This window comes from Ruegeria sp. CL3, assembly GCF_056536505.1.
Genome location: NZ_JBQFPT010000030.1, coordinates 1 through 1,869, shown reverse-complemented (window position 1 = coordinate 1,869; position 1,869 = coordinate 1). Strand labels below are relative to the sequence as shown.

Annotated in this window: 1 protein-coding gene; it reads right to left on the bottom strand. The window is 59.8% G+C overall.

All coding sequences use genetic code 11. The features are described 5' to 3' along the window. Positions 1 to 34: 34 nt before the first annotated feature. The gene (locus ACR0NO_RS22120; protein WP_480725712.1) at positions 35 to 1,858 is read right to left on the bottom strand and encodes a BCCT family transporter; all 1,824 of its coding nucleotides are present in this window, start codon (positions 1,856 to 1,858) and stop codon (positions 35 to 37) included. Positions 1,859 to 1,869: the final 11 nt, after the last annotated feature.

Below are 1,869 nucleotides of genomic sequence, written 5' to 3'. Positions count from 1 at the left end.
GGGCGGCGCTTTGATTGTTTGTGTTTTGGTGGGTTTATTCTGCGGCCTGTGGTGCCTCGGCGTGTTTGTCACGCTGGCTGTCGCGGAACAGCGCCTTGGCGAGGGCGACCATCATCAGGCCCATCACCATGGTGAAGGGCAGCGCGCCGATGATCATCGCGTTGCGCAGAGCGTCCATCGGGTTGTTCTCACCCGCTGCAAGGATCAGCGCGCCGATCACGGCCAACAGGATCAGACCCCAGATGATGCGGTGCTTGATGCCCGTCTCCTGGCTGCCGCCCGACATGATTGTGTTCATCACCAGGATGCCCGAGTCTGCCGAGGTCACCAGGAAGGTCATGATCAGGATCACGCACATCACGTTCAGCATCGACAACAGACCACCGTCGATCATGTAGGACAGCGTCACGAACAGTTTGTTGGTGTTCGAAGCCCCAATGATCGCACCTCCGGCTTCACCGGCCAGTTCCAGATCGATCGCGGTGCCGCCCAGAACCGTCATCCAGGCAAAGCAAACCAGCGCCGGTGCGAAGACGCAGCCCAGGATGAACTCACGCACGGTGCGACCTTTCGAGATGCGCGCCAGGAACAGGCCCACAAAGGGCGAGAACGCAATCCACCAGGCCCAGTAGAACGTGGTCCAGCCTGCCTGCCAGCCAAACTGACGACCCTGCTCACCGGCGGCATAGGCCGCGGCCAGAGTGGCCTCGTCGAGTTCCGCTGCTGCGCCTTCCAGACCGCTCTTGAAGCCGTCATAGCTGCCCCAGGCATTGGTCGCGCCACCCATCAGGGCATCCGCATGGGCCTGAGCCTCGGCCGGCAGAGCCGCTGCAAATGCCTCGGCCGAGAGCGGACCATAGGCGCCAAAGCTCAGCGACAGGAAGTGCAAGATGTAATCCACCAGCGCGGTGCCATAGGTGGTCATCGCAAAGACGAACGAGCCGAAGACGACAAACGTACCCAGCAGAATGATCGACAGCACCAGGTTCAGGTTCGACAGGTACTTAACACCGCGTCCAACACCCGACACAGCTGAGATGATCGACAGGCCCATGATCACCAGCAGACCCGCAATCAGGCCAACTTTCGACGGGGCCGGAACCTCACCGCTCAGGTCCATGATCCACTCCATCCCGGTGATCGCATAGACACCGTCGATGAACTGGCTGACGCCGTAGCCGATGGTCACCGACACACCCAGGATCGTTGCCACAACGCCCAGAACGTCAACCACATGGCCCAGGAAGCCGTTCATCAGCTTGCCGAACAGCGGCGTCAGCGCCGAGCGGATGGTCAGCGGCATGTTGCGCGTATAGGCGTAATAGGCCAGCGACAGGCCGGTCACCACGTAGATCGCCCAGGCGTGGAAGCCATAGTGCAGATAGGTGTAGCGATAAGCCGACTGGACCGCCTCGGGCTCATTGCCCGGCACGTCGCCCGCGACCACCACAGGGTTCGAGCCCCAAAGGCCCAGAGGCTCGGCGGTGGCGAACACCATCAGGCCCACACCCAGACCGGCACCGAACATCATCGAGAACCACGAGAAGTTCGAGAACTCGGGCTTTTCCCCGGGCGTCCCCATCACCCGCTTGCCGGTAGCCGGCAGCAGCGCAACGATGGCCAGAAAGAAGAAAAACAGACCTACGATGATGACGTAAAAGCTGTTGAAAACCTCCAGAATCTGAGAGTTCCAGCTGCCCAGAGTGCTATTCGCGTTCGCCGGAAAAATCAGCGCCCAAAGCACAAGGGCTACCATCACACCCTTACTAATCAGCGCAATCGGAACGCTGTTATTCTCATAAAAACCGCTATCCGCGGTCTTAATGTCCAAATCCGTAAACGGTTCTTTAATCGACATCAATTTCCTCC

What these genes read in the sequence shown, in the direction of transcription:
- ACR0NO_RS22120 (WP_480725712.1), bottom strand. Translation starts at nt 1,858, where the DNA reads ATGTCGATTAAAGAACCGTTTACGGATTTGGACATTAAGACCGCGGAT.